15 protein-coding genes are annotated in these 15,568 nt (G+C 67.0%); 11 read left to right on the top strand and 4 right to left on the bottom strand.

Annotation, left to right across the window (positions count from 1 at the left end; all coding sequences use genetic code 11):
- Nucleotides 1–95: 95 nt before the first annotated feature.
- The 11 genes from IAE24_RS26835 (at nucleotide 96) to IAE24_RS26785 (ending at nucleotide 10,197) form a co-directional block, all read left to right on the top strand.
- Nucleotides 96–437, top strand: a complete 342-nt coding sequence (locus tag IAE24_RS26835; protein ID WP_013801626.1) for an integration host factor subunit beta — start codon at nucleotides 96–98, stop codon at nucleotides 435–437.
- Between the two features lie 80 nt (nucleotides 438–517).
- Nucleotides 518–838: a LapA family protein gene (locus tag IAE24_RS26830; protein WP_199962179.1), complete on the top strand. Its 321-nt coding sequence runs from the start codon at nucleotides 518–520 to the stop codon at nucleotides 836–838.
- On the top strand, nucleotides 828–2,003 hold the full coding sequence (gene lapB, locus IAE24_RS26825; RefSeq protein WP_043820625.1) for a lipopolysaccharide assembly protein LapB: 1,176 nt from the start codon (nucleotides 828–830) through the stop codon (nucleotides 2,001–2,003). Before IAE24_RS26830 ends, lapB begins: the two co-directional genes overlap by 11 nt.
- Nucleotides 2,004–2,263: 260 nt before the next feature.
- On the top strand, nucleotides 2,264–2,665 hold the full coding sequence (locus IAE24_RS26820; RefSeq protein ID WP_088164204.1) for a ComEA family DNA-binding protein: 402 nt from the start codon (nucleotides 2,264–2,266) through the stop codon (nucleotides 2,663–2,665).
- A gap of 139 nt (nucleotides 2,666–2,804) precedes the next feature.
- Nucleotides 2,805–5,783: a monovalent cation/H+ antiporter subunit A gene (locus tag IAE24_RS26815; protein WP_199962177.1), complete on the top strand. Its 2,979-nt coding sequence runs from the start codon at nucleotides 2,805–2,807 to the stop codon at nucleotides 5,781–5,783.
- Nucleotides 5,783–6,148 (top strand): Na+/H+ antiporter subunit C, encoded by a 366-nt coding sequence (locus IAE24_RS26810; protein ID WP_012206529.1) that lies wholly within the window; start codon nucleotides 5,783–5,785, stop codon nucleotides 6,146–6,148. The genes IAE24_RS26815 and IAE24_RS26810 overlap by 1 nt, the downstream gene beginning before the upstream one ends.
- Nucleotides 6,145–7,941, top strand: coding sequence for a monovalent cation/H+ antiporter subunit D (locus tag IAE24_RS26805; RefSeq protein ID WP_012206530.1), 1,797 nt, complete (start codon nucleotides 6,145–6,147; stop codon nucleotides 7,939–7,941). The genes IAE24_RS26810 and IAE24_RS26805 overlap by 4 nt, the downstream gene beginning before the upstream one ends.
- Nucleotides 7,938–8,429, top strand: coding sequence for a Na+/H+ antiporter subunit E (locus tag IAE24_RS26800; RefSeq protein WP_013801620.1), 492 nt, complete (start codon nucleotides 7,938–7,940; stop codon nucleotides 8,427–8,429). The genes IAE24_RS26805 and IAE24_RS26800 overlap by 4 nt, the downstream gene beginning before the upstream one ends.
- Nucleotides 8,426–8,704, top strand: a complete 279-nt coding sequence (locus IAE24_RS26795; RefSeq protein WP_012206532.1) for a K+/H+ antiporter subunit F — start codon at nucleotides 8,426–8,428, stop codon at nucleotides 8,702–8,704. Before IAE24_RS26800 ends, IAE24_RS26795 begins: the two co-directional genes overlap by 4 nt.
- Nucleotides 8,701–9,084 carry a monovalent cation/H(+) antiporter subunit G gene (locus tag IAE24_RS26790; protein ID WP_012206533.1) on the top strand — a complete coding sequence of 128 codons (384 nt, stop codon included), beginning with the start codon at nucleotides 8,701–8,703 and terminating at the stop codon, nucleotides 9,082–9,084. Before IAE24_RS26795 ends, IAE24_RS26790 begins: the two co-directional genes overlap by 4 nt.
- A 243-nt stretch (nucleotides 9,085–9,327) precedes the next feature.
- Nucleotides 9,328–10,197, top strand: a complete 870-nt coding sequence (locus tag IAE24_RS26785) for an LOG family protein (protein ID WP_012206534.1) — start codon at nucleotides 9,328–9,330, stop codon at nucleotides 10,195–10,197.
- Nucleotides 10,198–10,266: 69 nt separating this feature from the next.
- On the opposite strand, the gene IAE24_RS26780 is transcribed toward IAE24_RS26785, so the two are convergent.
- The 4 genes from IAE24_RS26780 to IAE24_RS26765 all read right to left on the bottom strand — a co-directional run bounded on the left by IAE24_RS26780 (nucleotide 10,267) and on the right by IAE24_RS26765 (nucleotide 15,523).
- Complete coding sequence (locus IAE24_RS26780; protein ID WP_013801618.1) at nucleotides 10,267–11,448, bottom strand: MFS transporter; 1,182 nt, start codon at nucleotides 11,446–11,448, stop codon at nucleotides 10,267–10,269.
- 1 nt (nucleotide 11,449) lies between these two features.
- Nucleotides 11,450–12,940, bottom strand: a complete 1,491-nt coding sequence (locus IAE24_RS26775) for a DNA recombination protein RmuC (protein ID WP_034398730.1) — start codon at nucleotides 12,938–12,940, stop codon at nucleotides 11,450–11,452.
- A gap of 110 nt (nucleotides 12,941–13,050) precedes the next feature.
- Nucleotides 13,051–14,058 carry a 2-hydroxyacid dehydrogenase gene (locus tag IAE24_RS26770; RefSeq protein WP_199962175.1) on the bottom strand — a complete coding sequence of 336 codons (1,008 nt, stop codon included), beginning with the start codon at nucleotides 14,056–14,058 and terminating at the stop codon, nucleotides 13,051–13,053.
- A gap of 37 nt (nucleotides 14,059–14,095) precedes the next feature.
- Nucleotides 14,096–15,523, bottom strand: a complete 1,428-nt coding sequence (locus IAE24_RS26765; RefSeq protein WP_013801615.1) for a sodium:proton antiporter — start codon at nucleotides 15,521–15,523, stop codon at nucleotides 14,096–14,098.
- Between the last annotated feature and the right edge of the window lie 45 nt (nucleotides 15,524–15,568).

The following is a 15,568-nucleotide window of genomic DNA, read 5'->3' as shown; positions in this document are numbered from 1 at the left end:
TTTTTTGGGGTTTGTGGTTGGGGTGTTTTGGGGGTGGGTGGCGCGGGGCCCCCCGGGGCCCCCGTCGCCATTTCAACCCCTGATTCCTATCCTTGATGACCCGATCCGATCTCGTCGAAGAACTCGCCGCCCGCTTTGGCCAACTGAGCCAGCGCGATGCCGAGCAGGCCGTCAAGACGATTCTTGACGCCGTCAGCGATGCCCTGGTACGAGGCCATCGCATCGAAATCCGCGGCTTTGGCAGTTTCTCGGTCAACCATCGCCCGCCCCGCATGGGCCGCAATCCCCGCAGCGGCGAGGCCGTCCACATTCCGTCCAAGCGCGTGCCGCACTTCAAGCCCGGCAAGGCCCTGCGCGAAGCCGTGGACCTGCGCCCCGGTGCAGCCATCGATACAGACAACACAGGCTCCGGCACAGGCACCGGCCCTGCCGCCTGAAAGCGGGCTGACCGGCTGCGCGCGCCGCAGCCGCCCTCTCCGCCAGGCTCTAGAATCGTTCCCGTCACACAAGGGAACACATGAAGTACTTCCTGTGGCTGCTCAAGGCGGCCATTTTTTTTACGCTGTTCGCTTTCGCCCTGAACAACCAGCAGGACGCGACGGTGCACTTCTTCTTCGGCACCTCCTGGACTGCGCCGCTGGTACTGGTGGTGCTGGCCGCCTTCGCCCTGGGCCTGATCGTGGGCGTTCTGGGCATGGTGCCGCGCTGGCTCAAGCACCGCAACGCCGCGCGCTCGACCCAGGCCACGGTGCCTGCAGCGGCCGAGGCATCGGCAGCGGCCACGGCGCCCAAGCCCGCCCCATCCCCCATCCTGCCGGGCGACGTGCATGGAATTTGATCTGAGCTGGATACTGCTGGGCCTGCCCGTCGCCTTCGTGCTGGGCTGGCTGGCCTCGCGCTGGGACCTGAGGCAGATTCGCGCCGAAAACCGCCAGGCGCCCAAGGCCTATTTCAAGGGCCTGAACTTCCTGCTCAACGAGCAGCAGGACAAGGCCATCGACGCCTTCATCGAAGCCGTGCAGAACGATCCCGACACTTCGGAGCTGCACTTCGCGCTGGGCAACCTCTTTCGCCGCCGTGGCGAATACAACCGCGCCGTGCGCGTGCACGAACACCTGCTGTCGCGCGGCGACCTCAGCCGCGTGGACCGCGACCGCGCCCAGCACGCGTTGGCCCAGGACTTTCTGAAGGCAGGCCTGCTCGATCGTGCCGAGGACGCGCTGCGCCGCCTGGAAGGCACGGCCTTCGAGGCCGAAGCCCGCCTGGCCCTGCTGGCCATCTACGAACGCTCGCGCGACTGGACACAGGCCGCCGCCATTGCGCGCCGCATGCAGGAAGCCAACCAGGGCGACTTCAGCGGCCGCCTGGCCCACTACCTCTGCGAAGACGCCCAGGCCCTGCTGACCCAGGGCCAGCAGGCCGAGGCACTGCAGCGGCTGCAGCAGGCCATCACCACCGCCCCACAGGCCGCACGCCCGCGCCTGGAGCACGCGCAGCTGCAGCACCGCATGGGGCAATCGGCCCAGGCCCTGCACACGTTGGAAAGCCTGGCCGAGCAGTCCCCGGCTTCGCTGCCGCTGGCGGCTCAGCTGCTGGTGGACATTGCCGCCGCCACGGGCCAGCGCCAGCACATCCACCAACTGCTCAGCCAGCAGTACGAGCAGGCACCCTCGCTGGATCTGCTGCAGGCGCTGGTCGCGCTGGACGCTCAAATTGAAGAACAGAGCAACGATGGTGAAACCAGGGCACCGGGACGCGCACGCCTGGTCCAGCATCTGGACAGGGAGCCCTCCCTGGTGGCTGCCGCGCAGTGGCTGGCAGGCGAGAAGCTGGCCGAGGAGCAGTACCACCCGGCCGTGCAACGCGCGCTGGACCACGCGGCCAAGCCGCTGACCCGCTACCGCTGCGCGGCCTGCGGCTTCGAGGCACGCCAGCATTTCTGGCATTGCCCCGGCTGCCAGAGCTGGGACAGCTATCCGGCCCGGCGCGTCGAGGAGCTGTAATGCGGGGCAGGCGCGAGAGGCAGCTCCACCCCCTGCATCGCGTCACCCCCATTGGCAAACACGGCATGGACGGTGTATTTTCAGAGTATTCCTAGAAACCGCCTTGGCAGGCGCATGGCCATTGGCTTTGCACACGTTCGGCCATGCCTGCACGGGCCTGCTGGCCTCCTTCACCGCCTAGCCGCACGCCAAGGCCCTGCATAAGATGCCTCTGGGTCGCAATGTTGCGGCCCTCAACATTTTGGGATCAGGAGGTTTGTATGTTCAGAAAACTGATGGCTGGCTTCATTGCACTGCTGTGGTCCGTGATGGCCCTGGCTGCCGTGGAAGTCAACAAGGCGAATGAAGCCGAACTGACATCCATCAAGGGCATTGGCCCGGCCATGTCGGCACGCATTCTCGAGGAGCGCAAATCCTCCGCCTTCAAGGACTGGCCCGATTTCATTGCCCGCGTCAAAGGCGTGGGCGAACCGACCGCCGCCAAGTTCTCGGGTGACGGCCTGACGGTCAATGGCACCAGCTACAAGGGCCAGGGGGCCAAGCCCGATGCAAAGGACACGGCGGCCAAGGACACCAAGGACACGGCAGCCAAAGGCGCCAAGCCGACCAAGGACCAGGCCGCCAAACCGGCCACGCCGGCCAAGGCCGGCGCGGCCTCCTGAGTACGCCAACTGTCTCTATCCAACCCGCTTCGGCGGGTTTTTCATGCGTACTACCCTCGGGGTATGCGCGGCCATAGCCTGAAACATGCTCAGGTTTTCATAGCGAAGCAAAAAACCTTGCCCGTAAAATGAACCGCCCATGCCCCTGATCACCCTCATCATCCTACCCTTCATCGGCAGCCTGATTGCCGCAATGCTGCCCGCCAATGCGCGCAATACGGAGTCAACGCTGGCCGGCGTCATTGCTCTAGGCTGCGCCATCCAGACGGCATTGCTGTTCCCCCAGATCGCCGATGGGGAGGTGCTGCGCCAGGAGATCGAGTGGCTGCCGGCACTGGGGCTGAATCTGGTGATCCGCATGGACGGCTTTGCCTGGATGTTCTGCATGCTGGTGCTGGGCATCGGTTCGCTGGTGGTGCTTTATGCGCGCTACTACATGTCGCCGGCCGATCCCGTGCCGCGCTTTTTCTCGTTTTTTCTGGCCTTCATGGGCGCGATGGCGGGCGTGGTGCTTTCGGGCAATATCATCCAGATTGCCTTCTTCTGGGAGTTGACCAGCCTCTTCTCCTTTCTTCTGATCGGATACTGGCACCATCGCAAGGATGCGCGCCGGGGCGCGCGCATGGCGCTGACGGTGACGGGAACGGGCGGCCTGGCCATGCTGGCCGGCATGCTGGTGCTGGGCCACATCGTGGGCAGCTATGACCTGGACAACGTGCTCATCGCCGGCCAGCAGGTGCGCGACCACCAGTTGTATCTGGTCGCCCTGGTGCTGATCCTGCTGGGCGCGCTGACCAAGAGCGCGCAGTTCCCCTTCCACTTCTGGCTGCCGCACGCCATGGCCGCACCCACGCCGGTGTCGGCCTACCTGCACTCCGCCACCATGGTCAAGGCCGGCGTCTTCCTGCTGGCGCGCATGTGGCCCGTGCTGGGTGACACCGATGCCTGGTTCTGGCTGGTGGGCGGAGCCGGCGCGGCAACGCTGCTCATCGGTGGCTATCTGGCCATGTTTCAGCACGATCTCAAGGGATTGCTGGCCTATTCGACGATTTCCCACCTGGGCCTGATCACGCTGCTGCTGGGCCTCAACAGCAAGCTGGCCGCCGTGGCTGCGGTGTTCCACATCATGAACCACGCGACCTTCAAGGCCTCGCTGTTCATGGCCGCAGGCATCGTTGACCATGAAAGCGGCACGCGCGACATCCGCCGCCTCTCGGGCCTGCGGCACATGATGCCCATCACGGCGACGCTGGCCTGCGTGGCCAGTGCGGCCATGGCGGGCGTGCCGCTGCTCAACGGCTTCCTGTCCAAGGAAATGTTCTTCGCCGAGACCGTCTACCTGGACGCTGCCCCCTGGGTGCGCACGGCCCTGCCGGTGGCCGCCACGGTGGCGGGCATGTTCAGCGTGGCCTATTCGCTGCGCTTCACCATCGACGTCTTCTTCGGCCCCAAGGCCACCGACCTGCCGCACGAGCCGCACGAGCCGCCGCACTGGATGCGCGTGCCCGTCGAGCTGCTGGTGCTGGCCTGCCTGGTGGTGGGCATGCTGCCGGCATGGGCGGTGGGCAGCTTCCTTGCAGCGGCCGCCACGCCCGTGGTCGGCGGCGATCTGCCCGAGTACAGCCTGGCCATCTGGCACGGCTGGAACATGCCCTTGATCATGAGCCTGGTTGCCCTGATTGGCGGCATCCTGCTGTACATGCTGCTGCGCTGGCAGCGCCAGGCCGGCCACATCGATAACGCACCGCTGGTGGGCACGCTCAGCGGCCAGCGCATCTTCGAGAACCTGCTGGCCCGCCTGTCCCTGCTGGGCCGCTGGTCGCGCCGGCGCCTATCCACCATGCGCCTGCAGTGGCAGATGCTGTGGCTGGTCTGCACCGCCGTGCTGGCGGGCGTTCTGCCGCTGTGGCTGCAGGGCATCAAGCTGGGCGATCGGGGCATGCTGCCGCTGTCGCCCGCCTTCGTGCTGCTGTGGTCGGTGGGCATTCTCTGCGCCCTGGGCACGGCCTGGAAGGCCAAGTACCACCGGCTGACCGCGCTGATCATGCTGGGCGGTGCCGGCCTGTGCACCTGCCTGACCTTCCTGTGGTTCTCGGCGCCCGATCTGGCGCTGACCCAGCTGGTGGTCGAGGTCGCCACCACGGTGCTGATGCTGCTGGGCCTGCGCTGGATGCCCAAGCGCGACAAGAGCCTGCACATTCCCGTGCTGTCCGCCGAGCTGCGTGCGCGCTCGCGCCGCATGCGCGACCTGCTGCTGTCGCTGGTGGCCGGGGGCGGCATGGCCTGGCTGGCCTTCGCCATGATGAGCCGCCCCTTCTATGACGGCGCCTCCACCTTCTTCCTCGAACATGCGCTCAGCGACGGCGGCGGCACCAATGTGGTCAACGTCATGCTGGTGGACTTCCGTGGCTTCGACACCTTCGGCGAAATCGTGGTGCTGGGCATCGTGGCCCTGGTGGTCTATGCCCTGCTGCGGCGCTTCCGCCCGGCGCGCGAGACGCTGGACCTTCCCGAGCAGCAGCGCTACGTGCCAGGCGACCTGCAGACCGATCTGTTCAATCCGCGCAATGCCGGCGATACGGCCGTGGGCTACCTGATGGTGCCCGCCGTGCTGGTCCGCCTGCTGCTGCCTTTCGCGGCCCTGGTCTCGGTCTACATCTTCATGCGCGGCCACAACGAACCCGGAGGCGGCTTCGTCGCCGGCCTGGTGTTCTCGGTCGCCTTGCTGATGCAGTACATCATCTCCGGCACGCAGTGGGTCGAGGCCCACTTGCCGATCTTCCCGCGCCGATGGATCGGTGTCGGCCTGCTGTTCGCACTGGGTACCGGCATGGGCTCCATCGTGGCCGGCTATCCCTTCCTCACCAGCCACACCTTCCATATGACCCTGCCAGTCGTCGGCGACGTGCATCTCGCCAGCGCCCTGTTCTTCGACATCGGTGTGTTCTCGCTGGTGGTGGGCGCGACCATGCTCATTCTGACGGCCATCGCCCACCAATCGGTGCGCAGCCACCGCTACCACGCCCGCCTGCTGGAGGAGCAGCAACAACAGGCCGAGGAGGCCGAAGCCGCCGTGCAGCAGGCCACCGCTGCAGCCCTGGCGCGAGGAGGTTTCTGATGGAAGTCGTGCTTGCCATTGCCATCGGCGTACTGACCGGCTCGGGCGTGTGGCTGCTGCTGCGCCCACGGACCTACCAGGTCATCATGGGGCTGGCCCTGCTGTCGTATGCGGTCAACCTGTTCATCTTCAGCATGGGCCGCCAGGGCCTGGCCATTGACAAGGAGCCCGTGCTGCGGGCCGGCGTACCGCAGGATCTCGCGCACTATGCCGATCCCATGCCCCAGGCGCTGGTGCTCACGGCCATCGTGATCGGCTTTGCCATGACGGCGCTGTTCCTCGTGGTGCTGCTGGCCTCGCGCGGCACCACCGCCACCGACCATGTGGACGGAGCCCATTCCCGCACCGAGCAGGAGATGCCATGAACGAGCTGACCGCCCGTCTCATGCCGCACCTGATGCTGGCGCCCATCGTGCTGCCCATGCTCTCGGCAGCGCTGATGCTGCTGCTGCGCGAGGAGCGCCAGCGCGTGAAGTTCGCCCTTGGCCTGGTGTCCACCGTGCTGGGCCTGGGCGTGGCCGTGCTGCTGATGCTGTGGACCGACCAGGCCGGCGCACCCGTCAACCTGGGCGTCTACATGCCGGGCAACTGGCCCATGCCCTTCGGCATCTCGCTGGCGCTGGACCGCCTGACCGGCATGATGCTGGTGCTGACCTACACGGTGGCCCTGGCCTCGCTGATCTTCTCCAGCGCCCGCTGGCACCGCGCGGGGATGCACTTTCACTCGCTGTTCCAGTTCCAGCTGATGGGCCTGAGCGGCGCCTTCCTCACGGCGGACTTGTTCAACCTGTTCGTGTTCTTCGAGATCATGCTCGCGGCCTCCTACGGCCTGCTGCTGCATGGCTCGGGCCGGGCGCGCATCCAGGCGGGCCTGCACTACATCGCCATCAACCTGGCCGCCTCGTCGCTGTTCCTCATCGGCGTGTCCATGCTCTACGGCCTGACCGGCACGCTGAACATGGCCGATCTGGCGCGCGCCATTCCCCAGATCAGCAGTGCCGACCGCGGGCTGCTGCATTCGGCAGCGGCCATCCTGGGCATCGCCTTCCTGACCAAGGCGGCCATGTGGCCGCTGAACTTCTGGCTGGTGCCGGCCTACAGCGCGGCCACCGCGCCCGTCGGTGCCGTATTTGCGCTCATGACCAAGGTGGGCGTCTACGTGGTGCTGCGGCTGTGGACGCTGCTGTTCAGCTCCGAGGCCGGCTCCTCCGCTCTGTTCGGCAGCACCTGGCTGATCGTCGGCGGCATGCTGACCATGGCCTTCGGCGGCCTGGGCATGCTGGGCTCGCAGCGCCTGACGCATATCGCGGGCTTTGCGGCCATCCTCTCGTCGGGCACCCTGCTGGCTGCCACGGGCTTTGGCCAGAACGCACTGACGGCGGGGCTGCTGTACTACCTGCCCAGCTCCACCCTGGCCGTGAGCGCGCTCTTCCTGATTGCCGACGTGGTGGACCGCTGGCGGGTGGACGACGACGCGGGCGAGCCCTATGAAGACGATGAGGCGCCCTTCCTCAACGCCGAGCTGCTTCCCACCGAGGGATTCAACCTTGACGAATCCGAAGAGGTGCTGATCGGCCGCGCCATTCCCGCCGCAGCTGCCTTCATCGGCCTGAGCTTCATGCTGGCCACCCTGGTGGTTACCGGCCTGCCCCCGCTGTCGGGCTTCGTGGGCAAGTTCGCCATGCTGTCTGCCCTGCTCAACCCGCTGGGCCTGGGCAACTCCAGCGGCTTCCAGGCCGGCTGGGCCGGCTGGGTGCTGGTGGCGCTGATGATCATCACCGGGCTGCTGGCCCTGCTGTCGCTGGTGCGCGCCGGCATACGCCACTTCTGGGCGACCGAGGAGCAGAACTCTCCCTCGCTGCGCGTGGTCGAAGGGCTGCCCATCGCCTTGCTGCTGGCCTGCTGCGTGGCACTGACGATGCGCGGCGGCGAACTGATGGGCTACACACAGCGCGCAGCGGATGCGCTGCTGGCGCCCGATGTCTATGTGCGCTCCGTCATGGGCACGCAGCCCGAGCCCAGCCCGGCAGAAAAGAAGGCCCGCCTGGAAGCCGGCCCTGAAGGCGCGGCACGCGCCGCGGCCCAGGCCAGTGGCGCGCCCATACCCGCAGGCATAGGCGATGCAGGCACGACGGCGGGCAAGGAGGATTCCCGATGATGAAAACCTTGCTGCCCGCGCCGCTGCTGTCGGTGGCGCTGTTCCTGCTGTGGCTGCTGCTCAACCGTTCGTTCAGCAGTGGACAGATCCTGCTCGGTGCATTGCTGGGCCTGCTGCTGCCTCTGCTGCTGCGCGGCCTGCGCCCCTTGCCCGTGCGGGTGCGCCATCCGCTGACCATCCTGCGCCTGGCGCTGCGCGTGGTCTGGGACACCTCGTTGTCCAACTTCAACGTCGTGCGGTTCATGCTGTTTCCGGGCATGCGCAAGCACCCGGCCAACTTCGTGCGCATCCCGTTGGAACTGCGCGACCCCAACGGCCTGGCCGTGCTCGCCATGATCGTGTGCATCACGCCCGGCACGGCCTGGGCCGAGATCTCGCGCGACCGCTCGCAGCTCATGCTGCATGTGCTGGAGGTCGATGATCCCGAGGAGATCGTCCAGCACGTCAAGCGTTGCTACGAGCGCCCCCTGATGGAGATTTTCGAATGATGCCCTGGTTCCACTGGACTTTGATGTTCGCGCTGGGCCTGCTGGTCGCGGCCATGGGCTGCGCCGTGCTGCGCCTGCTCAAGGGCCCGCACGCCCAGGACCGCGTGCTGGCGCTGGACTGCATGTACCTCAACGGCATGCTGGCCATGCTGCTCATGGGCATCATCTACGACAGCACAAGCTACTTCGAGGCGGCCTTGCTGGTCGCGCTGTTCGGCTGCGTGGGCTCCACCGCCATGGCCAAGTTCCTGCTGCGCGGCGAGGTGATCGAATGACGCCGGAGACCACACTGCCGCTGTGGTGCCAGATCCTGGTTGCCGCGCTGGCGCTGGGCGGCGCCATCATCGCCTTCCTGGGCTCCATGGGACTGTGGCGGCTGGGCAGCTATTTCGAGCGCGTGCATGCGCCCTCCATCATCGCCACCATGGGCTGCTGGCTGATCATGCATGCCACCTGGATCTACTTTTCCGTCAGCGGCCAGAGCCTGGCCGTGCATGCGCTGCTGATTGCGGTCTTCATTTCCGTGACCGTGCCCATCACCACCATATTCCTGATGCGCGCAGCCCTGTTCCGCGCACGCCGTGCGGGCCAGGACGTGCCGCCGCCGCTGAGCACCGTCGTGCGCAACGAACCGGCCGAGCACCCGGACGTCTGAAATCGCTTGCGGCGCCTGAAAATGCCCGCCCATTGCCGGTGGCGGGCCCCAGGCCAAGGCCCTGCCCAACTGCTCAGCATACGAATCTGCCACCGGCCCCGTCAATGCGCAAAGCAACGGATACGCGAGCCCCGCGGCTATGAGTTTGTGAGCGTATAGTGCAGTCATCATCTGCGCTGGCAACGCATTTGATGGAACGGCCACAGGCGTGGCCGCCCTGGGTTTTTCTGTGTACGAGGGTTCATGCAAATCTCTTCCCCCCTGACCGATACCGATCTGGCCAACGGCTGGTCGGCCCTTCACAACCAGGCGCACAACGGCATGGCATTGCAGCAGAACTCCAATCGCCTCGCCTTCGCGGACCCGGAATTCATGTTCCGCCGCGAGACCCGCGGCATCCGCATGCAGCTGGAGCTGCTTAAGCCGGACCTGGCCCAGATCGAGCGCGGCATCGAGCACACCGTCGTGGTCTATGGCAGCGCCCGCTTCGTGGACCTGGAGCAGGCCGAGCAGCAACTGGCCGACGCGCAGGCCAGCGGCGATGCACAGCGCATTGCAGTGGCCGAGCGCGCCGTGCGCAACGCCCACCGCTACGAGCAGGCCCGCGCCTTCACGCGCATCGTGGCCGCCGACAGCCTGAACCAGCCGCCCGAGGAGCGCCTCTATATCTGCACCGGCGGCGGCCCCGGCATCATGGAGGCGGCCAACCGTGGCGCCCATGATGTGGGCGCACCCAGCATCGGCCTGAACATCGAGCTGCCGCACGAGCAAAACGGCAACCGCTTCATCTCGCCGGACCTCAGCTTCAAGTTCCACTACTTCGCCCTGCGCAAGATGCATTTCATGATGCGCGCCAAGGCCCTGGTGGCCTTCCCCGGCGGCTTCGGCACGCTGGACGAGCTGTTCGAGGTGCTGACCCTGATGCAGACCGGCAAGACGCATTCCGTGCCCGTGATCCTGTTCGGCACCGAGTTCTGGAAGCGGCTGCTCAACATCGACCTGATGATCGAGGAAGGCACGATCTCGCCCAAGGACCTGCAGCTGTTCCGCTATACCGATGATCCGGTGGAGGCCTGGGCGCTGATCAAGCAGTTCCACGCTGGCGGCTGGTAAGCCGCAGCGGCCGGCAGGCCGCCACCGCATCGCAAGGCGATCTGCGCACCAAGGCGCAGGTCGCCTTTTTCATTCCGGCTTGCGCGGCGGCAGCCCCATGAACCAGGCCGTGCGGATGCCCGAGGCCACGGCCGCGCCCACAACCCAGAACAGCGCAGACACGCCGATCAACGCCCCCGCCGAGCCGAACAGCACGGGCATGGCCACGCTGGAGGCATTGATGGCCATGAGCCGCAGGCCCAGCGCCTCGCCATGGCGGTGCTCGGGCGTGATCTGGTGCAGCATGCTCATGACCATGGGCTGCACCGAGCCCAGCGAAAAGCCCAGCAGCACCGAGCACACGCCCATGGTCAGTGCCGAGTCCATGAAGGGGTACAGCGCAAAGACGAAGGCGGTGATGGCCATGGCGCCGGAGATCACGGCGCCTTCGCGCAGGCGCTCGGCCACCAGCGGCATGGCCAGGCGGATGGCGGCGGCCGCCACGGCAAAAATGCCCAGCAGCGTGCCGATGACCGAGGCGCTCAACCCCTTCTCATGGCCCAGCAGCGGCAGCACGAAAGTGTGCACATCCCAGCACGCCGACTGCAGCCAGTTGACCAGCAGCAGGTTGCGGAAGTTGCGGTCGCGCAGCAGGTCCCAGGCATGCTGCTTGGGGCCGCCGATGGGCGCGCGCACGGGCGGCAGCTCCTGCGTGTGGCGCACCCAGCTCCAGGCCAGCACGGGCACCAGGGCCAGCAGGCCGAAGGCGACGCGGTAGCCCATGGTGCTGCCCTCGCCGCCAAAATTCGCGTGATCGATCAGCAGCCCCGTGCTGAAAGGCCCGATGAAATTGGAGATGGCCGGCCCTATGGCCAGCCAGCTGAACACCTTCTTGAGCGCCAACGCATCGTGGGTGACCCGCCCCGCATGGCGCTGCACGGCAATCACCACCGCGCCGCTGGCACCGCCCGTCAGCAGCGCCACCAGGCACAGCACGGGATAGACCGGAAACGCCAGCGCCAGTGCACAGCCGCCGCTGGCCGCCAGCATGGACAGGAAAAACGGCTTGCGAAAACCATGCTTGTCCGCAAAGCGCCCGGCCGGCAGCGCCAGGAACACCTGGGTCAGCGCAAACAGCGCCAGCAAGATCCCCACGGCCGCCGCGCTGTAGCCCTGCTGCAGCGCCAGCAAAGGCGCGGCCAGCCGCATGCCGGCCATGGTGGCGTGCACGCTGACCTGGGCCATGATGACTTTGAACAGCGCCAGATTCATCTCAGTCCTGCTCCGACCCTGGCTCCATGCCTGCCGCCGTGTCCTTGTCGTCCGGCAGACCGGGCAGCCCTGCGCTCGAGGCCGGCGCAGGCAGCTCCTGCACATCGCGCAATTGCCGCTGGATGGCGCGCGTGCGCACACCCACCTGCTCGAAGCGCTTGGCGGCGGCATCGATGGATTTGCGCGTGGCATCCACCACTTCGCCGAACTTGGCGAACTCGGTCTTGACCTGGCCCAGCACGGCCCAGACCTCGGACGATCGCTTTTCGATGGCCAGCGTCTTGAAGCCCATCTGCAGGCTGCTGAGCATGGCCGCCAGGTTGGCCGGGCCGGTGACCATCACGCGGCAGCCGTTCTGTACGGCCTCGACCAGGCCGGGGCGGCGCATGACCTCGGCAAACAGGCCTTCCGTGGGCAGGTAGAGCACGGCAAAGTCAGTGGTGTGGGGCGGGCTCACATACTTGCCATGGATCTTGCGGGCCTCGAACTTGATCGATGCCTCGAAGGCATTGCCGGCCGAGGCAATTGCGGCCTTGTCGGCCGCATCCTGGGCGTCGAGCAGGCGCTGGTATTGCTCGACCGGGTACTTGGCATCGATGGGCAGCCAGACCGGCGTCTCGTCGCTGCGCCCGGGCAGGCGGATGGCGAACTCCACCATGTCGTCACTGCCGGGCACGGTCTTGACGTTGCGCGCGTACTGCTCGGGTGTGAGCACGTTCTCGATGATGGCGCCCAGCTGCAGCTCGCCCCAGGTGCCGCGCGTCTTCACATTGGTCATCACGCGCTTGAGGTCGCCCACGCTGCCGGCCAGTGTCTGCATCTCGCCCAGGCCCTTGTGCACCTGCTCCAGCCGGTCGCTGACCAGTTTGAACGATTCGCCCAGGCGCTGCTCCAGCGTGGCATGCAGCTTCTCGTCCACCGTGCGCCGCATCTCCTCCAGCCGCGCCGCGTTGTCCGACTGGATGGTGGCCAGGCGCTCGTTGAGCGTGCCGCGCAGCTGTTCGGCATGGACCTGGCTGGATTGCGCCAGCCCGCCCAGCTGCTGCTGGATGTCGTTCTTGAGGGAGTCCAGCGTGCTGCGCGTGGTCTGCGCCAGCGCCTCGAAACGCTCCTGCACATGGGCGTTGAAGCGCTGCGTGCTTTCACCCTGCGCCTCGCGGGCCTGGGCGCTGTCGGCGGCCAGCCGCACGGTGAGCCGGCCCAGTTCCATGCGAAAGGCTGCCAGCGCCTCGCCCTGCTCGCGCCGTGCGGCCTGGGCATCGAGCTGGGCCTGGGCCAGATGGGCCTGCAGCTGCTGCGACACGCGGTCCAGACCGCCGTCGCTCTTGGCCACGGCCATCTGCGTGGCCTGGGCGCCGCGCTCGAGCTGCTGCAGCCGCACATCCAGCATCTGCAGCGCCTGCAGCAACTGCTGCGGCGCCACCCCGTCATCGCGCTGCGCCGAGCGCCTGCACAGCAGCCAGATCACGGCCGCCTGCCCCAACAGCAGCACGGCCCATGCCGCCCACCACACTCCGGATATCTGGGTCAAGATCTTGCTTCAGCTCCATGCAGCGGGAAGCGGCCAGGGCCTGCCTTCCCGCGATTGTCGGGATACGGCACTCAGGCCCTGGCGCGCGCGCCTGCGGCCGCCGCCTCGGGCTGGTTGACGGGCGTGCGCGGGCCCTTGCCGCTCAGAAAGTCGATCAGGTTGTCGGCTGCCAGCTCGGCCATGGCGCTGCGCGTGCCCATGGTGGCGCTGGCGATGTGCGGGGTCAGCACGACATTGGGCACGGTCAGCAGGTCGGGATGGATCGAGGGCTCGCCCTCGAACACGTCCAGGCCGGCGGCGGCAATGGTCCTGTCGCGCAGCGCCCTGGCCAGCGCCGCGTCATCGACGATGCCACCGCGCGCGATGTTGATCAGCGTGGCCGTGGGCTTCATCCTTGCGATCTCGGCCGCGCCTATGGTGTGGTGGTTTTCCTTGGTGTAGGGCAGCACCAGCACCACATGGTCGGCCATGGCCAGCAGTTCGTCCTTGCCCACGTAGCCGGCCTTGCATTCGGCTTCCAGCTCGGGCGACAGGCGCGAGCGGTTGTGATAGACCACCTTCATGCCGAAGCCATGCGCACCGCGCCGGGCAATGCCCTGGCCGATGCGGCCCATGCCGATGATGCCCAGCGTGCTGCCGTGCACTTCCGAGCCGGCGAACAGGTCGTAGCGCCAGGAGTTCCACTTTCCGGCGCGCAGGTAGTGCTCGCTTTCGGTCACGCGGCGGGCCGTGGCCATGAGCAGGGCGAAGCCGAAGTCGGCCGTGGTCTCGGTCAGCACGTCGGGCGCGTTCGTGCCCTGCACGCCCGCTGCCGTCATCGCGGGCACGTCGAAGTTGTTGTAGCCCACGGCCATGTTGGCCACGACCTTCAGGCGCGGGCAGGCCGCCAGCAGTGCCGCATCGATGGTCTGCGAGCCCGTGGTCAGCACGCCGTCCTTGTCCTGCAGATGCGCGGCCAGCTCCTGCGGACTCCAGACCACGTCGTCCTGGTTGGACTCGACCTCGAAGTGCTGCTCCAGCTTGCGCACCACCTCGGGCGGGATGGCGCGGGCGATCAGGATGCGGGGTTTGCTTGCCATGTCTGTCTCTTTCCTTGTCTTGGCGGGAGGCGGTTCTTCAGCGGAACCAGATGAAGCTCATCAATACGAACAGCGGCACCAGAATGCCCAGCGACCAGGCCATGTAGCCGAAGAAGCTGGGCATCTTCACGCCGCGCTCCTCGGCAATGGCCTTGACCATCAGGTTGGGCGCGTTGCCGATATAGGTGTTGGCACCCATGAACACCGCGCCCGCGGAGATGGCCGCCAGCGTGGAGGCCATCGTGGTCATCAGCTGCGCGGCATCGCCCCCTGCGGTGTTGAAGAACACCAGGTAGGTCGGCGCGTTGTCGAGGAAGGAGGACAGCAGGCCCGTGGCCCAGAAGTACATCAGCGGATCGGGCGTGCCGTCGGCGCGCGTGACGGCGCCCACGATGGCGCCGAACGGCCCGCCCGTGCCCGCCTTGAGCATGGCGATCACGGGGATGATGGTCAGGAAGATGCCCGCGAACAGCTTGGCCACTTCCTGCATCGGCCCCCAGCCGAATTCGTTGGCCTGGTGCACGCTGCGCGGCGTGAGCCGCAGGGACAGCAGCGCCACCACGATCAGGCCCGCATCGCGCACCAGCCCCGGCAGGCCCACATGCGTGCCGGCCAGCACCAGGCCTGCATCGGTGCGCCACAGGCCGCTCATCAGCACCAGGGCCACCACGGCCAGCAGCAGCGCGAAGTTCACGCTGCCATCGAAGCCCAGGCGGCTGGCGCGGCCCGAGGCGTCGATGCTGGGCGTGGGATCGGGCAGGTCCGCCTCGCCGGCCTTGCGCAGCAGCCAGGTGTCGATCGCGTAGAACAGCGCCAGCAGCACGCCGACCAGGAACAGAGTCTCGGTGAAGATATGGCGCACCGTCCAGAAGAAGTCCACGCCCTTGAGAAAGCCCAGGAACAGCGGCGGGTCGCCCAGCGGCGTCAGCGAGCCCCCGGCATTGGAGACGATGAAGATGAAGAACACCACCACATGCACCTGGTGCCTGCGGTTGTCGTTGGCGCGCAGCAGCGGCCGGATCAGCAGCATCGAGGCGCCCGTGGTTCCCATGAAGCTGGCCAGCACAGCGCCGATGGCCAGGATGGCCGTGTTCAGCCCCGGCGAGCCCTTGAGATTGCCGCGCACATAGATGCCGCCCGACACCGTGTACAGCGCCGTCAGCAGGATCACGAAGGGCAGGTACTCGGCCAGCAGCGCATGCACCAGGTTGGCCAGGGCCGCACCCGCACCGAACACCGCTGCAAAGGGCAGCAGGAAGGCCAGCGCCCAGGCCGCCGTCAACTTGCCGAAATGCCGGTGCCAGAAATGCGGCGCCGCCAGCGGCACCAGGGCAATCGACAACAGCATGCCCGCAAAGGGCACGCCCCAGAGCACCGACAGCTGGCCGCCATCGATCTCGGCCGCCAGGGCCCAGGAGGGCACGCAGGCGACAAGCAGCACCAACAATCCACGCAAGGCCTTCATGGTCCCGTCTCCTCTTTGTTCTGTATTCACTGTCCCCTCCTGGCA

Source organism: Delftia sp. S65 (assembly GCF_016516495.1).
GTDB lineage: Bacteria > Pseudomonadota > Gammaproteobacteria > Burkholderiales > Burkholderiaceae_C > Comamonas > Comamonas acidovorans.
This window is presented reverse-complemented; position numbering and strand designations above follow the sequence as displayed.